The organism is Pseudomonas sp. NY8896 (assembly GCF_039634505.1).
Map to the genome: position 1 here is coordinate 4,303,768 of NZ_CP132350.1, position 21,375 is coordinate 4,325,142.

General features: G+C 63.4%; 16 protein-coding genes. 5 read left to right on the top strand and 11 right to left on the bottom strand.

Annotated elements, in window-relative coordinates; all coding sequences use genetic code 11:
* The first annotated feature begins 66 nt into the window (after window positions 1-66).
* From Q9451_RS19210 to Q9451_RS19230, 5 genes are all read left to right on the top strand, one after another.
* Window positions 67-1,158, top strand: a complete 1,092-nt coding sequence (locus tag Q9451_RS19210; RefSeq protein ID WP_012271846.1) for a tartrate dehydrogenase — start codon at window positions 67-69, stop codon at window positions 1,156-1,158.
* Window positions 1,159-1,352: 194 nt separating this feature from the next.
* Window positions 1,353-2,951, top strand: coding sequence for a BCCT family transporter (locus Q9451_RS19215; RefSeq protein WP_012271845.1), 1,599 nt, complete (start codon window positions 1,353-1,355; stop codon window positions 2,949-2,951).
* Between the two features lie 121 nt (window positions 2,952-3,072).
* Entirely contained in the window at window positions 3,073-4,194 is a 1,122-nt protein-coding gene (locus tag Q9451_RS19220; protein WP_012271844.1) for a ring-hydroxylating oxygenase subunit alpha, read from the top strand.
* 78 nt (window positions 4,195-4,272) lie between these two features.
* Window positions 4,273-5,244 carry a PDR/VanB family oxidoreductase gene (locus Q9451_RS19225; RefSeq protein WP_012271843.1) on the top strand — a complete coding sequence of 324 codons (972 nt, stop codon included), beginning with the start codon at window positions 4,273-4,275 and terminating at the stop codon, window positions 5,242-5,244.
* 217 nt (window positions 5,245-5,461) lie between these two features.
* Window positions 5,462-6,541, top strand: coding sequence for a helix-turn-helix transcriptional regulator (locus Q9451_RS19230; protein ID WP_012271842.1), 1,080 nt, complete (start codon window positions 5,462-5,464; stop codon window positions 6,539-6,541).
* A gap of 5 nt (window positions 6,542-6,546) precedes the next feature.
* On the opposite strand, the gene Q9451_RS19235 is transcribed toward Q9451_RS19230, so the two are convergent.
* The 11 genes from Q9451_RS19235 to Q9451_RS19285 form a co-directional block, all read right to left on the bottom strand.
* A complete protein-coding gene (locus Q9451_RS19235; protein WP_012271841.1) occupies window positions 6,547-8,073 on the bottom strand; it encodes a Fic family protein in 1,527 nt (508 codons plus the stop codon).
* Window positions 8,074-8,221: 148 nt separating this feature from the next.
* A complete protein-coding gene (locus Q9451_RS19240) occupies window positions 8,222-9,118 on the bottom strand; it encodes a LuxR C-terminal-related transcriptional regulator (protein WP_012271840.1) in 897 nt (298 codons plus the stop codon).
* Window positions 9,115-10,527, bottom strand: coding sequence for an aminotransferase (locus Q9451_RS19245; protein ID WP_012271839.1), 1,413 nt, complete (start codon window positions 10,525-10,527; stop codon window positions 9,115-9,117). The genes Q9451_RS19240 and Q9451_RS19245 overlap by 4 nt, the downstream gene beginning before the upstream one ends.
* Window positions 10,528-10,561: 34 nt before the next feature.
* The gene (locus Q9451_RS19250; RefSeq protein WP_012271838.1) at window positions 10,562-11,665 is read right to left on the bottom strand and encodes a polyamine ABC transporter substrate-binding protein; all 1,104 of its coding nucleotides are present in this window, start codon (window positions 11,663-11,665) and stop codon (window positions 10,562-10,564) included.
* A gap of 173 nt (window positions 11,666-11,838) precedes the next feature.
* Window positions 11,839-12,540, bottom strand: coding sequence for an NAD(P)H-dependent oxidoreductase (locus Q9451_RS19255; RefSeq protein ID WP_012271837.1), 702 nt, complete (start codon window positions 12,538-12,540; stop codon window positions 11,839-11,841).
* 43 nt (window positions 12,541-12,583) lie between these two features.
* Entirely contained in the window at window positions 12,584-13,996 is a 1,413-nt protein-coding gene (locus Q9451_RS19260) for an aldehyde dehydrogenase family protein (RefSeq protein ID WP_012271836.1), read from the bottom strand.
* The gene (locus Q9451_RS19265) at window positions 13,989-15,179 is read right to left on the bottom strand and encodes a pyridoxal phosphate-dependent aminotransferase (protein WP_345960711.1); all 1,191 of its coding nucleotides are present in this window, start codon (window positions 15,177-15,179) and stop codon (window positions 13,989-13,991) included. Before Q9451_RS19265 ends, Q9451_RS19260 begins: the two co-directional genes overlap by 8 nt.
* A 24-nt stretch (window positions 15,180-15,203) precedes the next feature.
* Window positions 15,204-16,433: an alanine racemase gene (gene alr / locus Q9451_RS19270; protein ID WP_012271834.1), complete on the bottom strand. Its 1,230-nt coding sequence runs from the start codon at window positions 16,431-16,433 to the stop codon at window positions 15,204-15,206.
* Between the two features lie 34 nt (window positions 16,434-16,467).
* A complete protein-coding gene (locus Q9451_RS19275; protein ID WP_012271833.1) occupies window positions 16,468-18,075 on the bottom strand; it encodes a 5-guanidino-2-oxopentanoate decarboxylase in 1,608 nt (535 codons plus the stop codon).
* The gene (locus Q9451_RS19280) at window positions 18,068-20,185 is read right to left on the bottom strand and encodes an acetate--CoA ligase family protein (RefSeq protein WP_012271832.1); all 2,118 of its coding nucleotides are present in this window, start codon (window positions 20,183-20,185) and stop codon (window positions 18,068-18,070) included. The genes Q9451_RS19275 and Q9451_RS19280 overlap by 8 nt, the downstream gene beginning before the upstream one ends.
* A gap of 16 nt (window positions 20,186-20,201) precedes the next feature.
* Complete coding sequence (locus tag Q9451_RS19285) at window positions 20,202-21,362, bottom strand: acyl-CoA dehydrogenase family protein (RefSeq protein WP_012271831.1); 1,161 nt, start codon at window positions 21,360-21,362, stop codon at window positions 20,202-20,204.
* Window positions 21,363-21,375: the final 13 nt, after the last annotated feature.

A 21,375-nucleotide genomic window follows, 5' to 3' on the forward strand; every position in this document is an offset into this window, starting at 1 on the left:
GATTATCTCCGGATAAAGCCCTTATAGCATAACCAGCACCTGTTCCCTGGATAACGAGTGCACCCCATGAGCAAGCCTTTCAGAATTGCGGCAATCCCCGGCGATGGCATCGGCAACGAAGTACTGCCTGAAGGCATTCGTGTAGTCGAGGCCGCTGCGCGCAAGCATGGCCTGGACATCAGCTTCGAGTTCTTCGAGTGGGCCAGCTGCGACTATTACCTGGCCCACGGCAAGATGATGCCGGACGACTGGTTCGAACAGCTCAAGGGCTTCGATGCCCTGTACTTCGGTGCTGTGGGCTGGCCAGACAAGGTGCCGGACCACATCTCGCTGTGGGGTTCGCTGCTCAAGTTCCGCCGAGACTTCGACCAATACGTGAACATCCGCCCAGTGCGCCTGTTCCCTGGCGTGCCTTGCCCGCTGGCAGGTCGTGAACCAGGTGACATCGACTTCGTGGTCATCCGCGAGAACACCGAGGGCGAATATTCGTCGCTGGGTGGGCGCATGTTCGAAGGCACCGAAAACGAGTTCGTGCTGCAGGAATCGGTGTTCACCCGTCGCGGCGTCGACCGCATTCTCAAGTACGCCTTCGACGTGGCCCAGACCCGCGAGCGCAAGCACGTCACCTCGGCCACCAAGTCGAACGGCATGGCCGTGAGCATGCCGTACTGGGACGAGCGCACCGCTGCGATGGCTGCCAATTATCCGGAAATCAGCTGGGACAAACAGCATATCGATATCCTCTGCGCGCGCTTCGTGCTGCAGCCGGACCGCTTTGACGTGGTGGTGGCTTCGAACCTGTTCGGCGACATCCTCTCCGACCTCGGCCCGGCCTGCGCCGGCACCATCGGCATCGCGCCATCGGCCAACCTCAACCCCGAGCGCAAATTCCCGTCGCTGTTCGAACCCGTGCATGGCTCGGCACCGGACATCTACGGCAAGAACATCGCCAACCCGATCGCGATGATCTGGTCGGGTGCGCTGATGCTCGACTTCCTTGGCAACGACGGCGCCGACCCACGCTACCGCGCCGCCCACGACGACATCCTCAAGGCCATCGAGCAGGTCATCGCCGCCGGTGATGTCACCCGCGACATGGGTGGCCAGCAGTCCACCCAGCAAGTGGGCCAGGCCATCACCGCGCTGGTCGAAGCCTGACGCACAGGGGCCGATTGTCAGAAGTGTCTGACAATCGGCCCCTTGCCTCTTGCTAGCGGCGCAGATTGTATGCAGAATCTGTTAACCATTAGATATTAGTAAACTAAAGGTTAACAACCACGAAAGGAGTTGTACCGCTACACCCCGGATGCCTGCCGGGTATGACAAGTACGCCAACGTCCCAGGAGACGATGATGTCGCACAAGAATAAAAAGATTGATGTGTTCCTGATTACCGTGAGCCTGATTGCCGTGCTGCTCACCGTGATCGGCCTTGCAGCCTTCCCCGCCCAGGCTGAAAGCGCCGCCAACCAGTTGTTCGAGCTGTCCACCCGCACCTTCGGTACCAGCGTGCAGGTGCTGGTGTTCGCCAGTACCCTGGCGGTGCTGTACCTGGCTTTCAGCAAATACGGCAACATCCGCCTGGGCAGTGGCAAGCCTGAATACGCCACCGCCACCTGGGTGTTCATGTTCATCTGTGCCGGCATGGGGTCCTCGACCCTGTACTGGGGCGTGATGGAATGGGCCTACTACTATCAGACCCCAGGCCTGAACATCGCCGCCGCCACCCCCAAGGCGCTGGAGTACAGCGTGGGCTACTCGTTCTTCCACTGGGGCATCAGCGCCTGGTCGATCTACGCCTTGGCTTCGCTGGCCATGGCCTACCACTTCCATGTCCGCAAGAAGAGCGGCCTGAACCTGGCGTCGATTATCGAAGCGGTGACGGGTTTCAAGGCCACCGGGCCAGTAGGCCGTACTGTCGACCTGATCTTCCTGTTGACCATGATGGGCGCCCTGACCGTGTCGCTGGCCCTCACTGCCTCTACCCTGACGCGCGGCCTGCATGACCTGACCGGCACCCCGGATACCTTCACCGTGCAATTGATGGTGATCGGCGGCGTGGCGGTGATGTTCTCGCTCAGCTCCTACATCGGCATCGATGGCGGCCTGCAGCGCCTGAGCAAGATGGTGTGCATCGGCGCGCTGGTGTTTGCCGCTGTCGTCCTGCTGGTCGGCCCAACTCAGTTCACCCTCAACAACACCGCCAACTCGATTGGCCTGATGATCCAGAACTACGTGCACATGAGCCTGTTCACCGACCCGGCCGGCGACGGTGCCTTCACCCGCAACTGGACGGTGTTCTACTGGCTGTGGTGGGTGTCGTACGCCCCGGGCGTAGCAATGTTCGTCACCCGCGTTTCGCGCGGCCGGCAGATCAAGGAAGTGGTCCTGGCCCTGCTGCTAGGCGGCAGCTTCGGTTGCTGGTTCTTCTTCGGCGCACTGGAAAGCTACAGCATGCACCAGTTCATCACCGGCGCGGTGGACGTACCGAAGATGCTGGCCGAGCAAGGCGGTGAGTCGGCTGTAACCCACCTGCTGCTGGCGTTGCCGTGGGGCCAAGTGTTCCTTGGCGTGTACCTGTTCATCATGGCCATCTTCTGCGCTTCGCACATGGATGCCGCAGCCTACGCGGTGGCAGCCACCAGCACTCGCAACCTGCGTGAAGGTGACGACCCGACACCGACCCACCGCCTGTTCTGGTGTGTGGTATTGACCCTGGTGCCGTTGGCCATGCTGTTCGCCAAGGCTTCGCTGTCGACCATGAAGACTGCCGTGGTGCTGACCGCAATCCCGTTCATGGTGATTCTGCTGGTGAAGATCTACGGCTTCCTCAAGTGGATGGTCGCTGACTACGGCCAGGTACCGGCCCACATCATCGAAGAAGAGGCTGCACGGATGGCCGGTGAACAACCTGCCGAGCATGCACCGCGCAGCGCTGCTGCCGTGCATTGATGAAATCAAAAGGGGCCGCACTGCGGCCCCTTTGAAGGGTTGCAATTTTTTTTGCCTGATCTGTTAACCAACAGATACGCGTTAACCAACAACTAAAAACCGAGCTTGTGAGAAACCTGTCATGAACGACTTCAAACGCCTGCCCGCCGATTTCTGCGCAAACGCCGACGAGGCCTTCACCATCCCGGCCAATTTCTACACCAAGGCCGCAGTGTTCGAACACGAGAAAGAAGCCATCTTCGCCCGCAGCTGGATCTGCGTGGGCCACCGCAGCGAAGTGGCAGACAACAATGCCTACATCACCCGCGAAGTAATTGGCGAAAGCATCATCGTCGTGCGCGGCCGTGACAGCGTGCTGCGTGCGTTCTACAACGTCTGCCCGCACCGTGGCCACCAGTTGCTCAGCGGCAGCGGCAAAGCCAAGAACGTCATCACCTGCCCATACCACGCCTGGACCTTCAAGCTCGACGGCGAACTGGCCCACGCCCGCAACTGCGACAACGTGGTGAACTTCGACAAAGAGAACTCCACCCTGGTGCAGCTGCGCGTAGAGGAATATGCCGGCTTCATCTTCATCAACATGGACATGGACGCAGGCTCTGTCGAAGACCAGTTGCCAGGCCTGCAAACGCGCATGCGCGAAGCCTGCGCGGTGATCGACGACCTGCACCTGGCAGCACGCTTCGTCAGCGACACCCCTGCCAACTGGAAGTCGATCGTCGACAACTACCTCGAGTGCTACCACTGCGCCCCGGCGCACCCAGGCTTCTCCGACTCGGTCGACGTCGGCCAGTACAGCCACACCATGCACGGTAACTGGACCCTGCAATATGGCCTGGCCAAGCCTTCGGAACAGTCGTTCAAGTTCGACGAAAACGTGAAGGACCCGTCGTTCGCCGGCTTCTGGGCCTGGCCGTGCACCATGTTCAACGTGCCGCCAGGGGCCAACTTCATGACCGTGATCTACGAGTTCCCGGTCGATGCCGAAACCACCCTGCAACACTACGACATCTACTTCCTCAACAAGGACATCACCGAGGAACAGCAGAAGCTGATCGACTGGTACCGCGAAGTGTTCCGCCCAGAAGACCTGCGCCTGGTCGAAAGCGTGCAGAAGGGCCTCAAGTCGCGAGGCTACCGTGGCCAGGGCCGCATCATGGCCGACCGCGAACGCAGCGGTATGAGCGAGCACGGCATTGCCCACTTCCACAACCTGATCGCCGTGGCCCACCTCGACGATTGATGGCAACCGCTCCACGTTTTTTTGCACGTAAAGGTGCGCGGCAGGGCCTGCCGCGCGCCCAGGCAGTCGAGGTGAACCATGGCCAACACTTATGAAATGTTCAGCGTCCGCGTAACCGACGTGGAACAAGCCACGCCGCTGATCAAGCGCTTTACCCTGGCCCGCGAAGACGGCGCGGCGATGCCCGCCTTCACCGGCGGCAGCCATGTCATCGTGCAGATGCAAGGCGCCGACGGCAGCCAGTTCAGCAACGCCTACTCGCTGATGAGCGACCCGCGCGACACCCGCAGCTACCAGATCGGCGTGCGCCTGGAAGAGCAGTCCAAAGGCGGCTCGGCGTTCATGCACCAGCAGGTGGAGGTCGGCACTCGCCTGACCATCTCCTCGCCCAACAACTTGTTCGCCCTCGACCCTTCGGCTGGCCGTCACGTGCTGATTGCCGGCGGCATCGGCATCACCCCGTTCCTGGCGCAATTGCACGAGCTGGAAGGCGGCAGCACCGACTACGAGCTGCACTATGCCTTCCGTGCTCCAGAGCACGGTGCGTTCCAGGACCAGTTGGCCAACGGCCCGCACGCTGCCAACACGCAATTCTACATCGACAGCCTCGACCGCAAGCTTGACCTGGCCGCCTTGTGCGCGGGGCTGGACGCGCAAGCGCACCTGTACGTCTGCGGCCCCAAACCGCTAATCGATGCGGTCATCGCCTGCGCAGCCCAAGCCGGCATCGCCGAACAGCGCGTGCATTGGGAACAGTTCGCCGCCACCCCGGTCACCGGCAGTGCCTTTACCGTGGTGTTGGCGCAGTCGGGTGTGGAGTTGCAAGTGGAAGAAGGCATGACCATTCTGCAGGCCATCGAGAAGTCCAAGGCCGCCAAGGTCGAGTGCCTGTGCCGCGAAGGCGTGTGCGGTACGTGCGAGACGGCCATTCTTGAAGGTGAAGCCGAGCATTACGACCAGTACCTGAGCGACGAAGAAAAAGCCGCGCAGCAGAGCATTATGCTGTGCGTCTCGCGCGCCCGTACGGCGCGGCTTGTGCTTGATCTCTGACAAATGCGGTCCCTGTAGGAACGGCCTTGTGTCGCGATGGGCCGCACAGCGGCCCCAGGATCTTTGCCCTGGCACACAATTGCCGGGGCCGCTGTGCGGCCCATCGCGACACAAGGCCACTCCTACAAGGAGTTGCAAATCGCCCAGGGCCGTCAACCCAAAGTTGACAAGTTGCGTATACTGGCAGGCTCTTGGCCCAGATCAGGACACCCTGCCGATGTTGGAAAACAGCTTCGCCTTCCGCCTCAAGGAACTGCTCGAGCATCACAAGCTGACCCTGCAAGCCGTGGGCACGGCCTTGGGTATTTCGCGCACCGCCGTGCACAAATGGACCCGTGGCGGCGAGATCGACTACGACAACCTGCGCAAGCTGGCCGACTTTCTCAAGGTCAACTGGATCTGGCTGCGCTATGGCGACGAGGCACTGCAGAACATCCAGCAACCACAGGTGGTCGAGCTGCCCATGACCGACCTGCGCCGGCGCCTGACCGCCGAGATCATGGAAAGCGAAACACGCATGAAGCTGGCCCAGGAAGGCGCGCGCATCGTCACCTGGGAATGGAACCTGATCAGCGACGAAGTTACCTACTCGCCCAACGTCGAGCAGGTCTATGGCTGGCCGGTCCACCACAACGAAGACTTCTGGAGGCACCTGCCCGACGAAGACGTGCAGCGCATGCAGGGGATGTACGCCGACGCGGTGGCCGACGGCAGTGGCTGCGAATGCGACTTCCGCATCACCCGCCCGGACGGTGAAGTGCGCTGGATTTCTTCCCGCGCCACGGTCGTGCGTGACAGCGCCGGCCGCTCGGTGAAAATGGTCGGCATCAGCATGGACAACACCGAACGCCAGGTCGCCCAGCAGGCGCTGAGCCAAAGCGAGGAGCGCTTTCGGGCGATCTTCGAGCTGGCCTGGGGCGCCCTCGCCTACATCGACCCGGACGGCACCTGGCAGCGGGTCAACAACAGCCTGTGCGAGCTTCTGGGCTACCGTGCCGACGAGCTGTATGGCATGACCTTCCAGCAGATCACCCACCCCGACGACCTGGCCCAGAACCTGCAGTTGCTGCAGCGCATGCTGGCCGGCGAAACCGAGCGTTACGAGGTGGAAAAGCGTGTGCGCCACAAGAGCGGCGAGTACATCTGGGTACGCGCGCGCACCTCGCTGCAGCGCCGTGCCAATGGCGAGCCGGAGCACCTGATCAGCGTGTTCGAAGACATCGGCGCCGAGCGCCAGGAGCATGAGCGGCTACAGGCGCACATCGCTGCGCTCGAGGCTCGACTGGCGTCCCGCTAAGCAACCTACAGGACGTCGTCAAAAGCCGAGCGCACAGCGTGCACAACGCGCTCGGCCCGTGCGGCATCCTCCAGCTCCGGGTAAGCCTTTTTCAACTTGCCGGAAACCTGCCAGCCGTTTTCCTTGAGTGAGCGGATAATGCGACTGGCGTCCGGATCGGGCATTTCCAGCACGTCCTTCAGGTGCTCCTGGGCACGCCGGAATACCACCAGCACCCGCGCTTCATCGGCCATCTCCTTGCGCACGGTATGCTCGATGACTCGCGCGGTGTACAACACATGCGCGGTCAAATCCGGGTATCGCCAGGCGACGGCCGCATCATCGTACTCATCGAACATGAAGTTGCTCGAGGTGCCGTCCGTGTAAGTGGTGGCTTTGCCAAACCGATATGACGCCCCATAGCGCTGCATGAACGGCCTGGAAAATACTTCCAGCACCTGGTCGTATCCCACACGAAACGCGATCGAACTGGTGATGGTAGCGGACACCGGCAGGATGACCCCGGCAGGCATGGCCTTGTCGCGAATCAAGGTGTCATTGATGAGAAAACGATGGATGCGGCCATTGCCATCACGCATCGGGTGGATGTACACGAAACCAAATGCCAAAACGGCGGCCCTGGCTAACGACTCGGCACCTCGTGTAGCTGCTTCGAAAGCCTTGAGCCCATCGATCAGCTCCGCGACCTGGCCGTAATGGGGCGCGATGTAGTGCACGATGTCTTCGCGCATGGTCGCCTGCCCGACAAAAACAGGAGACTGCCGCAACCCCAGACCAAGTGCTTCGTGCCCCAATATCCCGGCCTGCAACTTGTGCAGCGATCGCTCGCTCAGCGGTTCTTCGACAGTGCCACAATACCTGGCAATCACGTGCGCAAACCGTTGGATCCTGTCCGCTTGATCGGCTTCTTTCTCGATTAGAAAGCTGGCGCGCGACTCCTTGAAGGTCAACCAGCTGGCGCTGCGCAGCAGAATGTCGGCACCGAAGGCCTGGTCGAGTTCACCCAATGCAGCCGCCAGGTCGAATGCCAAGGCATTTTGAACCTCCTCGGTACGGCGTAGCACCGGGCAGAAACCTGACGTACCCGGCAAGTTGTCGTTTACCCGCCAGCGGCGCACACGCAGTGGCGAGGTACGAACCAAATATTTATGACTGGCGACGGCATCACAGTAGGCACCATTGCCGACATCCGGCACATCCAGTCGGGTGCCTGTGAGCCATTCGTAGAAAAAACCGGTACGGCGGGCAAACTGGCCAAAAGGGGATTGCCTGCACCAGGCCTCGACCGGCTCAGGGCCCACGGCAGCAAACAAGCGCGCAAAGAACTCGAGGTGAATGTCCTCGTATTTGAGGCCGAATTCGAAATGCCCTGCAAAATTGTCCGATGGCCGATAGCTTGGCGGGTATTGATTGCTCACCAGCCCGTCGCTGTCACGGCTCACCCGGGTGGTTCCGATCGTCGATTCGACACGAAGTGGCTGCACCATCGTGATGCCATATCGATCGGCCAACGCCCTGAATCCTACCTGCATTGCTGAATCCTTTACCTTTTGCCCGAAAACGCTATCTACTCAAAGAATTTACGCGAAAACATTAACGCCGCAAGTACGAAATGACTAACGGATCAACGAAAACGTTAACAAATGGCGATTTCTGGTGAAAAACGCTAACAGGGTGGCATCAAGCGACTACCACCGCAGTCCCCTGTCGCAACCAGTCGATAAACCGTGCAAACAGCTCCGACTGCGAGTTGATCTCCAGCTTCAGGTACAGGTTCTTGCGGTGCATGCGCACGGTCTCCGGGGAGATACCCAGTTCCAGCGCAGTGGACTTCACCGAATGCCCACGCAAGATCATGTGTGCCACCTCTCGCTCACGGTCGGTCAGCACTTGGCAGCCAAAACTGTCGAACGCCGCCTGCAGGCTGCCGCGCTCGGCTGAGGCAGGCTCGGGGTCCAGGTTGTGCCTGGCATAGCGCCCCAGCAGTTCGCGGACCATCGGTTCCAGCGCACGCAACAGGTCGATTTGCCCGGCACTCAGGCGCGTGCCGCTGCAGCCCTGGAACAGGCTCAGCGACAGCTTGCGGCCTGCGCTGAGGTCGACGATGTAGTAGCTGTCTTCACTGCAACCGGTGCCCAGGTAATAGGCCTTGTAGTAGTCGCTGTCGAAGAAGTTGTCGGGGGCGATTTCCTGCAAATGGTAAAAGCCTTCGGCCAGCCCGCTTTGCACGGCCAGGCAGAACGGGTCGAGCAGGTAGCCTGCGCTGAAATAGCGCTCCAGCACTGCGGCGCGGTGCAGCTCGGGAATGCCTTGCTGATAGAGCAACTGCGGTGCGCGCCCCTGGCACTCGAGGCTGATCATCATCGACTCCACCTGCACCAGCTGGCCGATGGCAGCGGCCACATATTCCAGTGCATCGGGGGTTTCGCTTTGCGCCAGCGCGCGCTGCAGCGCCGCGTGCCATTGCTGCAGCGCGCCCATCGTGAGGGTAAGCGGGGTGTCGGGAGAGGCCTGGGTCATGCCCGGCAGTCTAGCTTGCCAGGCACGCCCCCGCACAGCCCTTTGCGCCAGGTTCATCGGCCCTGGTACAGGCCAAGCGCAGTCAATTCACGTGCTGTTTCGATGATGCACTGGCGCAGGGTCTCGACGATTTCGTCCACCTGCGCATGGGTGATGATCAACGGTGGCGACATCACGTTCAGGTGCATGATCGGGCGTACCAGCAACCCTTTGGCCTGGGCCTTGCTGTGGATGCGCTCACCGATGTTCACCTCGTCCGGGAACAGCGCCTTGCTGGCCTTGTCGGCAACGAACTCGACACAGGCCATCAGCTTCATGCAGCGCACATCTCCCACCAGCGGCAGCTCGCGCAAGCTTTGCAGGCGCTGCTCCAGGTAACTGCCAACGTCCTTGACGTGATCGAGCAGTTGCTCGCGCTCGATGATCTCGATGTTCTTCAGCGCCGCCGTGCAGCACACCGGGTGACCACTGTAGGTGAAACCATGAGTGAAGCAGCGCCCCTTGCCCGGCTCGGCGATCACCTCCCAGATACGCTCGGAGAAGATGCACGCGCCCAGCGGCAAGTAGGCCGAGGTCAGGCCCTTGGCGGTGGTGATGATGTCGGGGGTGACGCCAAACAGTTCTTCACTGGCGAAGAAGGTGCCCAGGCGTCCGAACGAGGTCACCACTTCATCGGCGACGAACAGGATGTCGTAGGTCTGGCACAGTTGCCACATGCGCAGGAAGTAGCCCTCGGGCGGAATGATCACCCCGCCCGAACCCATGATCGGCTCGGCGAAGAACGCCGCCACGTTGTCGGCACCCAGCGACAGGATCTTGTCTTCGAACTCGGCCACCAGGTAGTCGAGGAACTCGGCCTCGTCCATGTCGTCCGGCGCGCGGTACGGGTTGGGGTTGGACACGTGGTGGATCAGGTCGTGGTGATAATCGAACTCCGGTACCCGGTCGGCGGCCTTGTTGCCAATCGACATGGTCAGGGTGGTGGAGCCGTGGTAGGCGTTGTAGCGAGCGATGATGTGTTTCTTGTGCGGCTTGCCACGGCAGTTCTGGTAGTACTGGATCAGCCGGTAGGCGGTGTCGACAGCGGTCGAGCCACCGGTGGTGAGGAACACATGGTTAAGGTCGCCCGGCGCCAGTTGCGCAAGCTTCTGGCACAGTTCGATGGCCACGTCGTTGGCCATGTCGGAGAACGGGTTGGAGTACGCCAGCTGGCGCACCTGGTCGGCGATGGCCAGGGCCATTTCCTCGCGGCCCAGGCCGATATTGGTGCACCACATGCCGCCGACGGCATCGAGGAAGCGGTTGCCGTGGGCGTCACGAATGTACGCGCCCTCGCCGGCGACGATGTTCAACGCACCTTGCGCGCGGTGCTCATCGAACACATGGTAGCCGTGCATGTAGTGGGCCTTGTCGGCTTCGACCAGCGGGTCGTGGGCAATGACGAATGCTTTGCTTGGGGTGGCCATGGGCAGCTCCTTGGCGGGAATCGTTGGGCAGTGTTCAGAAACCGGTCTTGACCGTGCTCCAGACCCGGGTGATGGCACGCATGTCCTTCGGGCTCTGGGTTTTCTGCGCGAACAGGCGTTCACGGGTTGACGCGTCCGGGTAGATGGCCGGGTCCTGGCGGATGTCATCACGCACCAGCGCGGTCGCGGCGGCGTTGCTGTTGGCGTAGTGGATGTAGTCGGTGACCTTGGCCATGGTCTGCGGCTGCAGCAAGAACTCGATGAAGCGGTGGGCGTTGGCCGCGTGCGGTGCATCCTTGGGGATGTACAGGTTGTCGAACCAGATCAGCGAACCTTCCTGGGGGATGAAGAACGACAGTTTGATGTCCTTCTTCGCTTCCACCGCGCGAGCCTGGGCGGTGGCGTAGTCACCGGACCAGGTCAGCGCCAGGCAGACATCGCCATTGGGCAGGCTGGTGAGATAATTCACCGAGTCGAACTTGCGAATGTACGGGCGGATGCCCAGCAGCAGCTGTTCGGCCGCCTTGAGGTCAGCCGGCGACGCGCTGCGCGGGTCCTTGCCCAGGTACTGCAGGGCCAGCGGGATCACTTCGGTGGGTGCGTCCATCAGGGTGACGCCGCAGTCGGCAAAGCGCGAGACGATCTTGGGGTCGAACAGCATGGCCAGCGAGCCGATCGGTGCGTCGGGCATGCGCGCCTTGATCTTGTCGACGTTGTAGGTGACCCCCGAGCTGCCCCAGGTGTAGGGCGCCGAGTACTTAAGGCCCGGGTCGTAGCCCTGCAGGTTGTCGACCACCTGTTGGTCGAGGTTGTGCCAGCTGGGCAGTTGCTGCTTGTCCAGCGCCTGGAATACCCCGGCACTGATCAGCGGGGGAACGAGGGAGGCGTTGAGCATGACCAGGTCGTAACCGGAGCGGCCGGTGAGCAGTTTGGTCTGTACCGTTTCGTAGCCGTCGAAGGTGTCGTAGATGACCTTGATGCCGGTGGCCTTCTCGAAGTCGGCCAGGGTGGTTTCGCCGATGTAGTCGGTCCAGTTGTACAACCGTAACGTATTGGCGCTGTCCACCTCTGCCGCCTGGGCCAGGCTGGCGCCAGACGCCAGCAGCAGACCACCAATCATCTTCAGTACCTTGCGCATGGCAACTCCATCGTGTGAATGCTCCGGAATCGAGCCGATGGGTTCACTATCGTGGGATTTGCCGAGGGGGGACATACCCCGAATGTGTGGGTGGTCGCTTTTAGTGCCTAGCTGCGTGCGCGCTTTTTTGTAGGAGCGGCATCGTGCCGCTCATACGAGAAACCGCGCACGGCTCAAGGGAGTGGGTACAACGCCTCATCGAACTGTGCCAGGCGCGGGAACACCAATGGCTGGTCGTCCGACAGTTGCTCCAGGCGCTGCCGGTACTGCTGTAGAAAATCCTGCCGCGCCTCATCGCTGATATACGGCACATGCCAGGCCACGAACGGCGGCAGCACCTCGAACCCGACATAGGCCAGCGTGCCCCGCAGAATCGGCCGCAGCATGTCCTCCAGCGGGCCATGAATCGCCCCCTCGCCAAACATGTGCTCGCGCCCACCCAGGGTCACGGTCACCAGCGCCTTCTTGCCGGCCAACCCACCTTGGTCGTAGAAGCGCTTGCCGCCATAGCACACCCCCGACACCAGCACCCGGTCGATCCAGCCCTTGAGCATGGCCGGTGCCGAGAACCAGAAAATCGGGAAGTTCAGCACCAGCAAGTCGGCCCACAACAGCTTGTCCAGTTCCTGCTGGATATCTGCGGCAATGCCGCCGCGCTTCACGCCCTGGCGCTGCTCCAGCGCATACACCAGGTATTCAGGGTTCTCACGCTGGGTAAAGTCATCGGCACTGGCCACCGGGTTCCAGCCCATGGCGTACAGGTCGCTGACCTGCACCTGGTGGCCCTGGGCGCGAAAGGTTTCCACGGCCTGGTCACGCAGGGCTGCGGTGAACGATTGCGGCTCGGGGTGAGCATGGACGATCAGTACATTCACAAACACTCTCCTCATACAAAACTGGTTGTCTTGCCGCAGGGGCTCAGCACTGCACCGCTTTGACCTCGACGAACTCCGCCAGGCCCTCCTCGCCCCACTCGCGGCCGTTGCCCGACTGCTTGTAGCCACCGAACGGCGCCTGGTAGTTGAACCCGCCTCCGTTGATGAAGCACTGCCCGGCACGTATCTGCCGCGCCAGGGCAAGGCCCCGCTCGCGGTTGCCGGCCCACACCGCGCTGGACAGGCCGAACGGCGAATCATTTGCCAGCGCAAGCGCCTGGGCCTCGTTGGCATAAGGGATCAGGCACAGTACCGGGCCAAAGATTTCTTCCTGGGCAATGCGCATGCGGTTGTCGACGTCGGCGAACAACGTCGGCGCCACGTAGAACCCGCGCTCGAAGCCGCCGTAATCACCGCCGCACACCAAGCGCGCGCCCTCCTCCTGGCCTGCGCGAATGTAGTCGAGCACGGTACGCCGCTGGCCTGCCGAACACATCGGCCCGAGGAAGCTGGCCGGGTCACGCGGGTCGCCCATGACCAGTGCACGGGTTTCGGCCTCGGCAATGTCCAGTGCCTCGGCATAGCGGCTGGCCGGCAACAGCATGCGGGTCAGCGCCGTGCAGGTCTGCCCCGAGTTGATCATCACGTCCTGCACGCCATGGCGCACCGCAGCATGCAAGTCGGCGTCGGCGGTGATCAGCAGCGGCGACTTGCCGCCCAGCTCCAGGCACACACGCTTCACCGTCGGCGCGGCCGCTTGCGCCACCCGCACCCCGGCGCCGGTGGAGCCGGTGAACGACACCATGTCCACCTGTGGGTGTCGGGCCAGCGCCTCGCCGACCTTGGCCCCGGGGCCACTGACCAGGTTGAACACCCCGGCCGGCAAGCCGATGGCATCGACCATTTCAGCCAGCAAAAACGCGTGCAACGGCGTTTCCTGGCTAGGTTTGACCACCACTGTGCAACCTGCAGCCAAGGCTGGCGCCAGCTTGCCGATCATCTGGTGCAGCGGGTAGTTCCAAGGGTTGATGAATGCGCATACGCCAACGGCTTCGCGGTACACCAGCGAGTTGCCGACTTCACGCACTTCATCCATCAGCCCGGCCAGCTCGGCGTACTGCGCCAGCCCGGCAATCGGGCCTTCGACCTGCACCGCCTGGCACCACCGCACCGGCATGCCCAGCTCATCGGTGATGACCGCTGCCATTTCCGCCGCACGGTTTTTCAACTGCGTGGTCAATGCCCGGATATACCCTGCGCGCACATTGGACGGCGTGCGCGACCAGCTATCGAAGGCCCGTCGCGCCGCCATCACCGCCCGCTCGACATCGGCCTCGTCGCCCAGCGGTACACGGCCGATGGCCTGCTCACTGGCCGGGTCGATCACCTCGGCCACGCCCTGCCCGCTCGGCACCTGCCAGGCGCCGTCGATATAAAGCCGCGCATACTCACGCATCGGCCTGCTCCTGCATCAGTTCGCCAGCATAGCGGGCAATGCGCTGGCAGGCGTCGGCCAACGCCTCGCTGCCGAGCACCAGGCCCAGGCGAATGTGCCCGGCGGCGCTGGGGCCAAAGGCCTCACCCGCCAGCACCGACACGCCCTGGCTGTCCAGCAGGCGGTCGGCGAAGGCCTGGGCGCTGAGGCCGGTATCGCGGATATCGACCATCACGAACATGCCGCCGTCGGGCTTGAGCGCCTTGATACCAGGGCAGCCTGCCAACTGCTCGCACACCAGGTCGCGGCGCTGGCGGTAGGCCTCACGCATGGCATCCAGCTCGGGCAGTTGCTGTTCCAGCGCCACCACGGCGGCATCCTGGATAAAGTCCGGCGAGCCGTACAGCATGCACAGGGCGAGGTTTTCCAGGTGCGTGGCCAGCTCGGCCGAACCGACTACCCAGCCCATGCGCCAGCCGGTCATGGCATGCGACTTCGACAGGCTGTTCAGGGTCGCGGTGCGCTCGGCCATGCCCGGCAGGCTGGCGGGGCTGACATGCTCGCCTTCATACAGCAGCTCGCTGTACACCTCGTCAGAAATCAGCCAAAGGTCATGGGCGATGCACAGCTCGGCCAATGCCTCCCAGGTGGCACGCGGCAAGCTCGCCCCCGACGGGTTGTGCGGGCTGTTCAGGGCCAGCGCGCGGGTGCGCGGGGTAATACGCTCGGCAACGTCACGCGGGCACACGCGAAAGCCGTTCTCCGGCTTGACCGGCACCGGCACCACCTTGGCACCACAAGCCCCGAACACCGCTTCGTAGGTGACATACATCGGTTCGGCGACGATCACCTCGTCGCCTGCTTCGAGCACGCATTGGGCCACGCAGTACAGCGCGCACTGGGCCCCCGCCAGCACCGTCACCTGATCGGCGCCTACAGCCTGGCCGCTGCGTTTCCGGTGGCGGTTGGCGATGGCCTGGCGCAGGGCCAGCTTGCCGCGCACATCGGCGTAATGGGTGTGGCCGGCCCGCAGGCTGTCGATGGCCGCCTCGACGATCGGCGCGGGGGTGTCGAAGTCCGGGTCACCCACCGACAGCAGCAGGATATCCTTGCCCTCGGCCTGCAGCGCCAGGGCGCGGTAGTGGATGTCCCAGGCCGCGGCCCCGTCGCCGGCGATGCGTTGAGTGAGCTTGGCGTAGCGCATGGCAATCTCCCTTCAATAGCGGTTTCAGTCGACGAGAATCTTCGGGTTGGAACTGCCCCACACGGTGTACAGATCGGCCAGCAGCGCGCCGTTGATTTCTTCCATCTCGGCCTGGGTGATTTCGCCCCCGGCCTGTTTGCCGAACAGCACCACTTCGTTGCCACCCTTCACGTCCGGGAAGTCGGTGACATCCACCATCAGCGTGTTCATCGACACCTTGCCCACCACCGGCACACGGTGGCCGTTGATCAGCACATGGCCCTTGTTGGTGAACACCCGGCGGTAGCCATCGGAGTACCCGACCGTGATGTTGGCCAGGCGCGAGTCACGGGTCAGGGTAAACGTGCGGTCATAGCCGACGGTGTTGCCGGCCGGGTAGCTGTGCACCGCCGCCACGTGCGACTTGAACTGCATGGCGCGTTTGTACTCGGTACGCTCCGGCACGGTATCGCCGAACAGCGCGCCACCGGTGCGCACCATGTCCAGGCGCGCCTCCGGCACTTCCAGGGTGGCGAACGAGTTGGCCGCATGCAGGGTGAGCTTGCTGCGGTCGAGCTTGGCGTGCTTGATCAGCCAATCGGTCTGCTCATTGAATGCCGCCAGGCCCTTGCGCACATCGTCCTTGTCTTCGACGGCGAAGTGGGTCATCAACGCAACCAGCTCGAGGTGTTTCTGGTCGGTGATCTGCAGCGCTTCGCCACGACCGGACCAGCTGCCCATTTCCACCCCATTGCGGCTCATACCGCTGGAGTTGAGTGCCATATGGATACGCAAGGTCTTGCCATGGCGCGCGGCGATGGCGTCAACCTGGCGGGCGAACTCGGCGCTACCGACCAGTTCTTCCATGTCGTACTGCAAGGCATCTTCCAGCTCGCTGAGGCTGGCCAGGCGCACCCGCACCAGTTGCCCGGTGAAACCGCTGGCGCGGACCACGCGGGCTTCCTCGTTGCTGGCTACCGCCACGCAGGGCACGCCCTGGGCGATGATCGACGGCATCACCAGGCCGATGCCGTGGCCATAGGCATCAGCCTTGAGCACGGCGCACAGTTTGGACTTGCCGGCCAGCTCGGCCTGCAAGGTGCGGATGTTGTGTTGCAGGGCGCTGGCGCTGACTTCGACCCAGGCGTTGCTGTTCTGCACGGTCAGGGCGTTGGTGCCGTTGTCCATCGACAACGGCGGTGCGGCATACAGGGGGGCCTGGCCAGTGATCAGCAGGGCCAGGGATGCGGCCAGAAGGGTGCGGCGAAATGGCATGATGTTCACTCTGGTTCTTGTCGTTGTGCGCGCCTTAGCAGACGCAGGTGTGTTTGAGTTCGATGAAGGTCACGCCTGGGGTGGCGAAGCCACTGGCCAGGTCGGCCTGCAGCGCGTCCAGGTCGCGTGGCTGGTGCACTGTGCAACCGAAGGCGCGGGCCAGGCCGATGAAGTCCGGGTTGCGTGGCAGCACGCCGACCGGCTCGATATCCAGGCCGAGCATATCGTCGCGGATCTGGCCAAGGGCGTCATTGTTCCACAGCAACACCACCAACGGCCGCTGCAGTTCTTCGACCGCCGTGGCCAGCTCCTGGGCGGTGTAGAGGAAGCCGCCGTCGCCCACCAGCACCAGGCCGGGGCGGTGGTCGGTGGCGAACATGCCGCCGATGCCGGCTGGCAGGCCATAGCCGAGGGTGCCGTAGCCGGTGGGGTGCAGCCAGCTGCGTGGCGCCCGGCTGGCGAAGGCGTAATTGCCGGTGTAGGCCAGCTGGGTCATGTCACTGCTGATGAAGGCATTGTCGGGTAGTACGGCGGCAATGCGGTCCAGAATGGCCTGGTGGGTCGCCTGCAACGGTGCATGCCCATTGCGGATGGCCTGGCGCAGGTTGGCTACCGCCTCGCTGGCCTGGGCAGGGTCGCGCTGGAGTGCTGACAGGTGCTCCAGCAAGCCGGCCAGGGTTTGCCGGGCGTCTCCCAGCAGGGCAATGGCACAGGGATAGAAATCGTTGAACTTGCGCGGGTCGATGTCCACCCGCAGCAGTTCGCCCATGATCGGCAAGCGTTCGCGCCAGAAGTCGGTGTCGGCCATCTCGGTGCCTACCGCCAGCACCACATCGGCCTGGCTGATCAACTGCCAGCCAGGTTCCACGCACAGGCTGGCCCCCGCATTCAGGGGAGCCTGCGGTGGCAGCAGGCCCTTGCCGGCCACGCTGGTGAACACCGGTGCCGCCAGCCGGGCGCTCAACTGCGCCAATTGCTCGGCCGCGTGCAACGCACCGCCACCGGCGATGATCATGGGCCGCTTGGCCGTGGCCAGTTTCAGGGCAGCCTGGTCGAGGGTTTCGCGGCACGGCTGGCCACGCGCAGGGCGGCGCACCACCTCATCGCTCCAGTCACGGCTGACGCGCGCCGCCAGCACGTCCAGCGGCACCGAGATATGCACCGGGCGTGGCCGTTCGCTGTCGAACACAGCCCAGGCGCGGGCGATCAATTCGGGCAGGTCGTCGCCGCGCAAGGCCACAGCCGAAAACGCGGTGATCGGCGCAGTCATGGCACGCTGGTCCTGGGTTTCATGCAGGCAACCCCAGCCCTTGCCCAGGCTGGCGGTGTGGTTGACGCTCGAAATCACCAGCATTGGCACCGAGTCGGCATAGGCTTGACCGATGGCGGTGGCGGCGTTGGTCACACCCGGGCCGGTGATGACGAAGCACACCCCCGGCTTGCCGCTCACCCGCGCATAACCGTCAGCCATGAAACCGGCGCCCTGCTCGTGACGGGTCAGCACGTGGCGGATGCCACTGCCCGGCAAGCCTCGGTACAGCTCCAGGGTGTGCACCCCAGGGATGCCGAACACGGTCTGTACGCCGTAGTTGGCCAGCAGGCGCACCAGTGCCTGGCCGGCGGTCAGGGTCAGCTCATTCATGTCGTTCTCCTTGCGCCTGGCCGAGGCGGATCAGCGCATCGACCGCGGTGGTGCCGTGGGCACCGACCATCAATGGGTTCACATCCAGCTCAAGCAGTTGCCCGGCGTTCTCACAGGCGTAGTCAGCCACCGCACGAATGGCCGCGACCAAGGCGTCGAGATCGGCGGCCGGGCGGCCACGGAAGCCTTGCAGCAGGGTGGCACTGCGCAGGTTCAGCAGTGCGGTGCGGATGGCGCTGTCGGTGGTAGGCAGCAACAGGCTGGCACTGTCCTTGAGCAGTTCGACCAGCACGCCGCCGGCGCCGATTACCAGGGCAAGGGCAAAGTCGGGTTCACGCTTGATACCGACAATCAACTCGGCCAAGGGCGCCTCGGCCATGGGTTCGAGCAACACTTGATCAAACGCGACCTGCGGGGCGTAGGCAGCGATGCGCTGGCGCATCTGCACCAGTGCGGCGTCCAGGGCAGCGGCATCGCGCAGGTTCAGCGCCACCGCACCGGCCTCGGTCTTGTGCGGCAGCTGTGCGCTGACCGCCTTGAGTACCAGCGGGTACCCCACGCCGGCAGCGTCTGCCACGGCACGCTCGGGTGTACTCAGCACACCCGCTGGCACGGGCAAACCGAAGGCGCGCAGGGCTTGCTTGGATTGCCATTCGTCCAGCAGCCGGCTTTCGCCCGCAAGGGCCTGCGGGCACAACGGCATGCGTGCGGCCTCGCCCTGCTCCAGCAAACGCTGGCGGTTGCGTTGGTAGGCGACGATGCGGCCCCAGGCCGCCAGGCCATCTTCCACGCCCTGCAGGGCCGCAATGCCCCGTGCATGCAGGCGCTCGCGCGCGCTGGCAGGCAGAAGTTCGGGGAATGCCGAGGTGACGAAACCGATTTTGCCGTGGCGTTCGAGGGCATCGCTGTACAGCCCCAGCAGCAGGTCGCACTCCTTGCGTTCACCGGTGAACGCCGCCGGGTAGTCCAGCACCAGCATGGCCGCACCCGCTGCGCCGCTCAGGGTGCTGTCGAGCATGCGTTGCAAGGCCGCTTCATCGCCCCAGATGGCAGTGGTGAAATCCAATGGGTTGACCAGGTTGGCAAATGCCGGTAGCACCTCGGCCAGCGCCGTCACCTGCCCTTGTTCAAGTTTCGGCAGGTGCAGTTGGTTGCGTTCGGCATAGTCGGCGATCAGGCCAGCATCGCCACCTGAACAGGCCAGCGCGATGAGTTCGCCGTCTGCGGGCAAGCGCCCGCAAGCGGCTGCCTTGAGCGTTTCGACAAAGCTCACCGGGCCGCTGACGCGGATTACACCCAAGCGTTGGAACAGGCTGTCGTACAGGGCGTCGGAGCCGGACAACGAGCTGGTGTGGCTCAGCGCCAGTTCAGCGCCGATCTGCGACACGCCTGTCTTCAGGGCAATGATCGGTATGCCCTGCTGCAACGCCTTGTAGGCGGCGCGGGCAAAACCCGGCACGTTCTTCAAGCCTTCCAGGTGCAGCCCGATGGCCGTTACCCGTGGGTCATCGAGCAGCACGTCCATCAGCTCGGCCACGCCCAGTTGTGCCTGGTTGCCGACCGAGGCCATGTAGGCTACCGGCAGTGAGCGGTCGCTCATGGACAGGTTGTAGGCAAAGTTGCCACTTTGCGTGAGGATCGCCACGCCTTTCTCCACCTGCTGGCCGCCATGCGCGACCGGCCACAGGGCAGCGCCATGCAGGTAGTCGAGCAGGCCGTAGCAGTTGGGGCCGAGCAAGGCCATGTTGCCGGCGGCGTCGAGCAGGCGCTGCTGCAGCTGGCGCCCCTCCTCGCCGCTTTCGGCAAAGCCCGAGGCATAGCAGATGGCGCCACCGGCGCCGCGTGCGGCCAGCTCGGCAACGCACTGCAAGGTCAGTTCGCGGTTGGTGGCGATGAACACAGCGTCCGGGGCATAAGGCAAATCGGCCACCCGTGCCACGCAGGGGATGCCTTCGAGGCTTTCATGCTGTGGGTTGACCAGAAACAGCTCGCCGCCAAAGCCACCTTCGGCGCAGCGCTTGAGCGCCCGAGCCAAGCTGCGCCCGCCGACGAAGGCCAGGTGCCGGGGCGCCAACAGGCGCTTGAGGTTGTCACGAATCGATTGCGACATGGGGTTCTCCAGGCGCTCAGCGCAGCAGCGGGCGCAGCAGTTCGCGGGCGATGATGTGCCGCTGGATTTCCGAGGTGCCCTCCCAGATGCGTTCGATACGCGCATTGCGCCAGATGCGCTCGACCGGCCCTTCGTCCATAAGGCCCATACCGCCAAATATCTGCACGGCTTCGTCGGCCACCTTGCCCAGCACTTCGCTGGCAAACAGCTTGGCCATGCCGGCCTCGCCATCGGTCATGCTGCCCTGGTCCATCTTCCAGGCGGTGTGCAGGGTGAGCATCTCGGCGGCGCGAATCTGCGTGGCCATGTCGGCCAACTTGAACGACACACCCTGGTAGCTGCCAATGGCCTGGCCGAACTGCTTACGGTCGGCGGCCCATTGCAGCGACAGGTCGAGTGCGCGCTGGGCCTGGCCCACGCAGTTGGCGGCGACCATCACCCGGCCTGCGGTAAGCCAGGCGTTGGCCACTTCCCAGCCCTTGCCAACCTCGCCCAGTACCTTGCTGGCCGGCACCCGGCAGTCGTCGAAGAACAGTTCGTAGGTGTGGTAGCCACGGTTGCTGACGCATTTGGGGCCACGGCGGATGGTCATGCCCGGCGTACCACGGTCCACCAGCAACGCCGTGACCGCATTGCGCTTGCGCCCGTTGTGCTCGTAGGTGTCGGTGACCGCGAAGACAATGGCGAAATCGGCGTGGCCGGCGTGGCTGATGAAGTGCTTGCTGCCGTTGATGACAAAGTCATCGCCCTGGCGCACGGCGCGGGTCTTGATGGCGTTGGCATCGGAGCCGGCGCCCGGTTCGGTGAGGGCGAAACAGTCTGTTTTCTCGCCCTGCACGCAGGGCAGCAGGTAGTCGTTGATCTGCTCATCCTTGCAGGCCATGAGAATTTTCGACGGCCGTGCGACAAATACATGCAGGGCCCAGGACACCTTGGACAGCTCACGCTCGATCAACGCCTGAGACAAGTAGTCCAGGCCGCCGCCACCGACTTCCTCGGGCATGTTGAAGGCATAGAACCCAGCGGCGATGGCCTTGCCGCGGATCTGTGCGGCCAGCTCGGGTGACACGGCATCGGCGCGGTCCACCGCTTCCTCATGGGGCAGCAGCTCTTTGGCGACAAAGCTGCGTACCGCTTCCACCAACATTTCTTGTTCTTGGGTCAGTTGGAAATTCATCTGCGAAGGTCCT